The following is a 6,850-nucleotide window of genomic DNA, read 5'->3' as shown; positions in this document are numbered from 1 at the left end:
GCGGATGGAACGGATATCGCTGCTCATGATGCTGATATGATCAATTGCGAGCTGCAGCCGCTGCTCTTTCTTAGAGATAATATCGCAGTGATGATGCTGCGGCAGCAGCACGGATGATCCAAGTGTACGATATACACGATTATTGATCGAAGCGATTTCCGCAATTTGCAGCGATTCTATCGATGGATGGACAATCGCTCCGCCTAAGCTTTTGTTATACGCTGTGCTTCCCGAAGGGGTCGAAATGACAATGCCGTCACCGCGGAACATTTCAAACATCTCATCATTTATATTGATTTGGGCGACCAGCGTTCCGTCAACGCCTTTTAGTGTGAATTCATTTAATGATAAGTAATGGCGGGTCTCGCTTGGTGTCTCAACTTCAATCTCGGCAAGCGGATATCTAACGATTCGTGGTGTTTCCTCTGCCATCATTGCGACAAGGTCTTCAAGCTCGTCTGCCTTCCAGTCGGCATAAAATCCAAGATGGCCGGTGTGAATGCCGACAAATGCAACATTCGTAATTTGATCTACATATTTATGAAAAGCGAGGAGCAGTGTACCGTCGCCTCCGATGGAAATAACGATTTCCGGTGATTCATCATTCCGAGTGAAGCCTCGCTCCCCGGCTAGCTTATGAAATTTTTCTGCTAACGATTTAGATAGATCATCGCCTCGATCAATTACCGCATACTTCAAAAGTAAATCTCCTTCCGATCTCCATAGTACTTAAGATGATAAAGGAAATTGTGTTTAAATTCAATGAGCGGCTCTAATCATGGCCCGAGCCAACCCCATAACAAGTAAACGAGAGACATTGCAATTAAACCATGAACCATTCTAGCTATAAAAAAAGGACGATAGCGCAAATCTGTTTTGCTGAGCAGGCTTGCTACTTGGGCATGGACTGATAAGCCGCCCCAAGAGAGCACCCAAGCAGCGATTGCAGCTTGATGCATGAGTCCAGTACCAGCTGTACCTGCCGAACGAGAGCCTAATGTGACCTCGAACAATCCGAATATCCCAGCGTCTGCAAGCGGCTTAGGCAGGCCGATTAAACCAAACAAAAATAGTAGAGCTTCAGCCATCGCCTCAATGATGCCTGCATGCGTCAGCATCTCCATTACGACGGAGAAAAAAACGACGAGTCCGCCAACGACGATCATAAGCCGCAGCGCCGACTGGATAGAATCCTGCAGCAGCCGTCCTAGTCCGCGCCCATCCAGCAATCGTGCCTCATGCATCGCCTTGAGTGCTTCGGAGATGCGAGAGGGACGTCGTTTTCTGACCCCCTCCCTTGTATTCTCCGTTTTTTTGGTTCCAGATGAAGGGGCATGTCTATCGTGAAAGCGCATGAGAAGACCGATAAGAAGGCCGCCTCCGTAATGGGCAGCAGCGAGTATAGGAGCAATCGCTACATTTTGGAAGAAACCAACGGACACGGCACCAATTAGGAAAATAGGATCAGAAGTAGTCGTAAAGGCAACAAGCCGCTCACCCTCTGCTCGGTTGACGAGCCGCTGCTCAAAGAGCTGTGCTGTAAGTTTTGCGCCTACCGGATAACCGGAAATGTAACCCATCGTCACGACAAAACCTCCGATGCCGGGAAGCCGAAATATAGGTCTCATGAGCGGATCAAGCAGCTTGCCGAAAAAATGTACAATACCGAAGCCGAGCAGCAATTCCGATATGACGAAGAAAGGGAACAACGCTGGAAAAAGCACCTCCCACCAAATAGAAAGCCCGCGGAGCGAGGAGTGAAGGGTTTCTGTAGGAAAGACAGTCATTAAAAGCACGATTATAATTGCGCCAAGCGCGGTTATAGATAAGGGATGAATGATCGTTCGCAGCAGATAGACCGCCTCCTCAACTAATTAGAAAGGGGAGCCGAGCAGATGCCATAAGATGCTGTACAACCCCTCCTAAACGTATATGTGGGAATAAGGATATCCATCACTGGATATGCTTTAAAAATAAATAAGTTTGACAAAGAAAACGCTTGCAAAACGCTGGATTCCTATTTTTTTTATGGTACAATGGAATTACCTTTGAAACGGTTGGAGTGATGGGTATGAGTATAATCGCTGGCATCTTGGTCTGTGCTTTCGTCTATGTCATTCGAGAATCTCTTACAGCACCAGGGGAAGAGGACTATGAAGGTTGATGGGTAATACGCACTATATGATGAGCCCCGGATAAGCATCCCGCGGGCTTTTTTTTGTTAAGTCCGTACTTTTATTTGTGATATAATACTAAATACCTACACAATGGAGATGAATTTGACGATGAATAGGAATATAAGCCTTTATGAGGCTTTAGGCGGATCTGAGACTTTAAGGCTGATTGTTAACTCTTTTTATCCTAAGGTACAAGCCCATCCGTTAATTGGGCCTTTGTTCCCGCAAGATATTGATCCTGTTATAGAAAAACAATATTTATTTTTGACGCAATTTTTTGGCGGACCTTCTTTATATTCTGATGAATATGGACATCCAATGATGAGAGCAAGACATATGCATTTTCCTATAACCCCTGAACATGCTGGCGCATGGCTTGACTGCATGCAAAGAGCATTGCAAGAGGTTGGCATAAATGACGAGCTGCAAGAGATCGTTATCAACAGACTATCCGGACCTGCACACCACTTTGTAAACACATCTGAAGAGGAGACGTGATTGTATGGAACCGCTCTACCTATCCAAAATCATATGCATTTGCTGTGAAAAGACTTTTATGACTTCGCGTGTTAGACCAAGCTTCAAAAGAGCAGCTAGAATGGACTCTGACTTTTGCGGATATTATAAAACGGACGTAAACCCTGATTTTTATGTTGTACGGGTTTGTCCTAATTGCGGCTTTGCCTCAACTGAGAACGGGATGGAGCGGTTGAATGATCGGCAAAAAAAGAACTATCATGATGCAATCGGAATGCATTGGAACAATCAAGATTATGGCGGGGAGCGCGATCTGAAGAAGGCGATGGCCAGCTACAAGCTAGCGCTTTTATCAGCCCAAGCCATTGACGAGAAGGACCGCGTGCTTGCTGGTATTTTGCATCACATTGCTTGGCTGTATCGTTATGAAGACAATCAGAAAGACGAGAAACGGTTTCTTACGTTTGCGCTTCAAGCCTATATTCGTGTATATGAGGCAGAGGGTGTTGCGCTTAACAATGCGAAGCTAATGTTTTTAATAGGGGAGCTGAATCGTCGTATCGGACAATTAAACGATGCTGTACGTTGGTTTTCCCGCGTGGTGAATGATAAAAAAATCGTGGATGCTGCAATGATTCGTGCGAGCCGCGAACAGTGGCAGCTTATACGCGAGGAGATGGAAGCCAGATCAAAACATGCATCCGGCAACACTTCTCCTGACGACGGAACAGATTTATTGAAGCAGTCGGTTTCTTCTTCCGCTTAGCGGAGCGCCTTTTTTAGAACACGGTTTGTCAGCAAATAATCGCGGTCTGCATCAACAATAGTCACTTTATTATGGCAGCAAGGGAAAACGAGCAATCGTTTCGTACCATCCTGTATGTCTTGGAGCTCTTCTGGTTTTACTGGAAGCAGCACGTTTTCTGCATGGCAGAAGGGACAGCTCGATACATAAAGGTCGCCCATAATAATGTCATAAGGCCAGGCTTTTTCGAACGGAATCATGATTTGTTTTCGCTCTCAGGTGCAGCGTTAGGCTTAGCAAGCTCGGCGAGCTTTTGCAATAATATATGGCGCGGCATATGCATTAAGTGCTCTATTGGGACGCCAAGCTGCTCGGAAAGCTTAACAGCTGTATCAGCAGAAATCTGCAACGGTTTAGACATGGTGTAATTCCTCCAATCTGGATATAATTAAGTTATACACTGCCGAGAAGGTTTGCGCAAATAAAAACGCGGCCGCATCTTGGCTTTTTTTATGGAAGAGAGGATGAGAGCAATGAATAAGGGATATCCGCAAAGCTGGGATTTGGAAGTTTTTTATGAAGGCGGCTCAAGCTCAGCAGCGTTCTTGCAGGAGCTGAAGGGCATAGGTGAGGACATTGAGAAGCTCGATGCCGCACTTTTAACGGGAGCAAGCATTGGAGCTTCTGACATTGCGACGATGACGGAGCTTCTGCAAAGCATCATCATTAGGCTGCGTGAAACAGAGTCGTKTGTTTCTTGCTTGCTCGCTCAGAATATGCGGGACACAGCTGCGAACTCGCAAAGCGATCGCGTAAAGACGCTTGCTGCGAAGTTTCTAGGGGTGCTTACCCGCTTTGACAACGTACTGCGTGGGCTTGATGACAGTGAATGGGAAAAGCTGCTTACGCATCCACAACTCGCTGAGGTAGCGTTTAGCTTGACTGAGCGCCGCGAGCTTGCGAAGCAGAAAATGGCTCCCGAGCTGGAAGCGCTGGCTGGAGATTTAGCGGTAGACGGTTACCATGGCTGGGGCGATTATTACAACGTCATTGTATCCAGAGCGAAATTTAACGATGTAGGAAAAGACGGGGAGAAAAAAGTTTTATCCGCTGGTCAAATGCACAACCGCTTATCCGATGGAGACCGCGAAGTTCGGAAGGCGGCATTCACAGAGTGGGAGCGGGAATGGGCAGAGCAGGCGGATTTATGTGCAGAGACGTTAAACCGAATTTCAGGCTTTCGTTTAAAGCTGTACGACAAGCGCGGCTGGGATTCGGTGCTGCAGGAGCCGCTGCAAATGAACCGGATGAGCGAAGCTACACTGCAAGCGATGTGGTCTGCAATCCAAGAGAGCAAACATGTACTCGTTCGTTATTTAGATCGTAAAGCGAAGCTGCTCGGTGTGGAGAAGCTGGACTGGCATGATGTAGAAGCGCCAATCGGAGCTGCGACAAAAACAATTCCTTATGACGAAGCAGCAGCTTTTATTATCGAGCAGTTCAGGACGTTTAGTCCCGATCTGGCGGAATTCTCGAAGCTTGCGTTCAAAGATGGCTGGATTGAGGCTGAGGATCGCCCAGGGAAGCGTCCAGGCGGCTTCTGCACTGCTTTTCCAAAGAGCGGTCAAACTCGTGTATTTATGACGTATTCAGGTACGGCTTCGAATATTTCGACGCTGGCGCATGAGCTGGGTCATGCTTACCACCAGCATGTCATGAACGATCTGCCAGCGTTGTCGCAAGAATATGCGATGAATGTAGCTGAGACCGCTTCGACGTTTGCGGAGCTGATTGTTTCGGATCAAGCACTTAAAACAGCAACGGAGGACGAGGAGAAGCTTGGATTGCTTGAAGATAAAATTCAGCGGTCTGTTGCATTTTTTATGAACATTCATGCACGCTTTTTATTCGAAACTCGTTTCTATGCGCGTCGCAGCGAAGGTTTAGTATCCGTTGAAGAGCTTAATTCCTTAATGGAAGATGCACAGCGGGAAGCTTATTGCGATACGCTAGGTGAGGTGCATCCTCATTTCTGGGCATCGAAGCTGCATTTTTACTTAACGGATGTTCCTTTCTACAACTTCCCTTATACCTTCGGCTATCTATTCAGCGCGGGTATTTATGCAAGGGCACTGAAGGAAGGCTCAGATTTCAAAGACAAGTATGTTGCATTGCTTCGTGACACTGGCCGCATGACCGTAGAGCAGCTTGCTAAAGAGCATCTTGGCGTAAATGTGGAAGAGATGGACTTCTGGCGCGAGGCGGTTGCATTGACAGCTGTTGATGTAGATCAGTTCATCGAAATGACAAACGAGTAAAGCGCTTCTTCAGAAGTGCTGTAATAGCAAAAGCATTAGCCGTAGGCATGGGAAACCATTGGTCTACGGCTATTTTTTATGTGAAATGGGGATGGATAGTATTCTAGCTACTGCAAATAACTCTGCAAAAACAGGAGTGCATTTCTCTGATTTGCGGGAAGCGAGGCAGATTATATTATAATAAGACTATGTTCGATTATAGAGAAGCACAGAGAGGCGGAATGGAATTGAAAGAGCAAGCAAACAAAAAAGTTGTCGGATTTATTGGAACGGGCATTATGGGCGCAAGCATGGCGGGCCATTTGCTTGATCACGGATATGAAGTGAATGTGTTTAACCGAACGAAATCAAGAGCAGACCTCTTGGTATCAAAAGAGGCTGTTTGGCAGGATTCGCCGAAGTTGGTTGCGGAGCAATCGGATATTATTATTACGATGCTAGGTTATCCGGCCGATGTGGAAGAGGTTTATTTTGGAGCCGATGGTTTATTGCAAAATGCTAGGTCCAATGCGGTGCTTATTGATATGACTACCTCAAGCCCTGCGCTTGCCAAACGCATTGAAGCAGAGGCTGGCACCAGAGGGCTTATGGCGCTGGATGCCCCTGTCTCTGGCGGCGATGTAGGCGCGAGGGAGGCTAGACTGTCGATTATGGTTGGAGGCTCGGAGCAAGCCTATGATGCGATATTGCCATTGTTCATGCTCATAGGTAAAAACATCGTTCATCAAGGTGAGGCAGGGGCGGGTCAATTCACTAAGATGTGTAATCAAATCGCGATTGCATCCAATATGATTGGCGTGAGCGAAGCTCTTGCCTATGCCAAAAAAGCGGGGCTCGAACCTAGCAAAGTATTGAAAAGCATTGAAGCCGGCGCTGCGGGAAGCTGGTCCTTATCCAATTTAGGACCTCGCATTATCAACGGAGATTTTGCTCCGGGCTTTTACGTAAAACATTTCGTGAAAGATATTAAAATCGCCATCGAGTCAGCTGATGAGATGGGTCTTCCTTTGCCAGGATTAGCATTAGCACGATCTTTATATGAGCAACTTATTTCACTTGGTGAAGAAAATAGCGGAACACAAGCGTTATATAAAGTTATTTTTAACGAGTAGGACAACCATATATTGTACCTG

8 protein-coding genes are annotated in these 6,850 nt (G+C 46.6%); 4 read left to right on the top strand and 4 right to left on the bottom strand.

Annotation, left to right across the window (positions count from 1 at the left end):
* Both AB4Z17_RS30655 and ylbJ read right to left on the bottom strand, forming a co-directional pair.
* On the bottom strand, positions 1-699 hold a 699-nt coding region (locus AB4Z17_RS30655; protein WP_441964064.1), incomplete at its 3' end, for an NAD kinase.
* A 77-nt stretch (positions 700-776) separates the two neighbouring features.
* Positions 777-1,787 carry a sporulation integral membrane protein YlbJ gene (gene ylbJ, locus AB4Z17_RS30650; protein WP_441964065.1) on the bottom strand — a complete coding sequence of 337 codons (1,011 nt, stop codon included), beginning with the start codon at positions 1,785-1,787 and terminating at the stop codon, positions 777-779.
* Between the two features lie 498 nt (positions 1,788-2,285).
* On the opposite strand from ylbJ, the gene AB4Z17_RS30645 reads away from it, so the two are divergent.
* Complete coding sequence (locus AB4Z17_RS30645) at positions 2,286-2,675, top strand: globin domain-containing protein (RefSeq protein WP_076271024.1); 390 nt, start codon at positions 2,286-2,288, stop codon at positions 2,673-2,675.
* Between the two features lie 4 nt (positions 2,676-2,679).
* Positions 2,680-3,420 carry a DUF2225 domain-containing protein gene (locus tag AB4Z17_RS30640; protein WP_441908667.1) on the top strand — a complete coding sequence of 247 codons (741 nt, stop codon included), beginning with the start codon at positions 2,680-2,682 and terminating at the stop codon, positions 3,418-3,420.
* On the opposite strand, the gene AB4Z17_RS30635 is transcribed toward AB4Z17_RS30640, so the two are convergent.
* Both AB4Z17_RS30635 and AB4Z17_RS30630 read right to left on the bottom strand, forming a co-directional pair.
* Positions 3,417-3,659 (bottom strand): hypothetical protein, encoded by a 243-nt coding sequence (locus AB4Z17_RS30635; protein WP_076271026.1) that lies wholly within the window; start codon positions 3,657-3,659, stop codon positions 3,417-3,419. The two genes, AB4Z17_RS30640 and AB4Z17_RS30635, sit on opposite strands and share 4 nt — an antisense overlap.
* The gene (locus AB4Z17_RS30630; RefSeq protein ID WP_076271027.1) at positions 3,656-3,820 is read right to left on the bottom strand and encodes a YycC family protein; all 165 of its coding nucleotides are present in this window, start codon (positions 3,818-3,820) and stop codon (positions 3,656-3,658) included. Before AB4Z17_RS30630 ends, AB4Z17_RS30635 begins: the two co-directional genes overlap by 4 nt.
* A gap of 112 nt (positions 3,821-3,932) precedes the next feature.
* Here AB4Z17_RS30630 and AB4Z17_RS30625 point away from each other — a divergent pair, with 112 nt between their 5' ends.
* Both AB4Z17_RS30625 and AB4Z17_RS30620 read left to right on the top strand, forming a co-directional pair.
* Entirely contained in the window at positions 3,933-5,717 is a 1,785-nt protein-coding gene (locus AB4Z17_RS30625; protein WP_441908669.1) for a M3 family oligoendopeptidase, read from the top strand.
* 227 nt (positions 5,718-5,944) lie between these two features.
* A complete protein-coding gene (locus AB4Z17_RS30620; RefSeq protein ID WP_441964062.1) occupies positions 5,945-6,829 on the top strand; it encodes an NAD(P)-dependent oxidoreductase in 885 nt (294 codons plus the stop codon).
* The last annotated feature ends 21 nt before the right edge of the window (positions 6,830-6,850 follow it).

It is taken from the genome of Paenibacillus sp. TAF43_2, assembly GCF_052113545.1.
GTDB lineage: Bacteria > Bacillota > Bacilli > Paenibacillales > Paenibacillaceae > Pristimantibacillus.
Note: the sequence above shows the minus strand (reverse complement) of the source record. Positions and strands in the feature narration are given on the sequence as shown.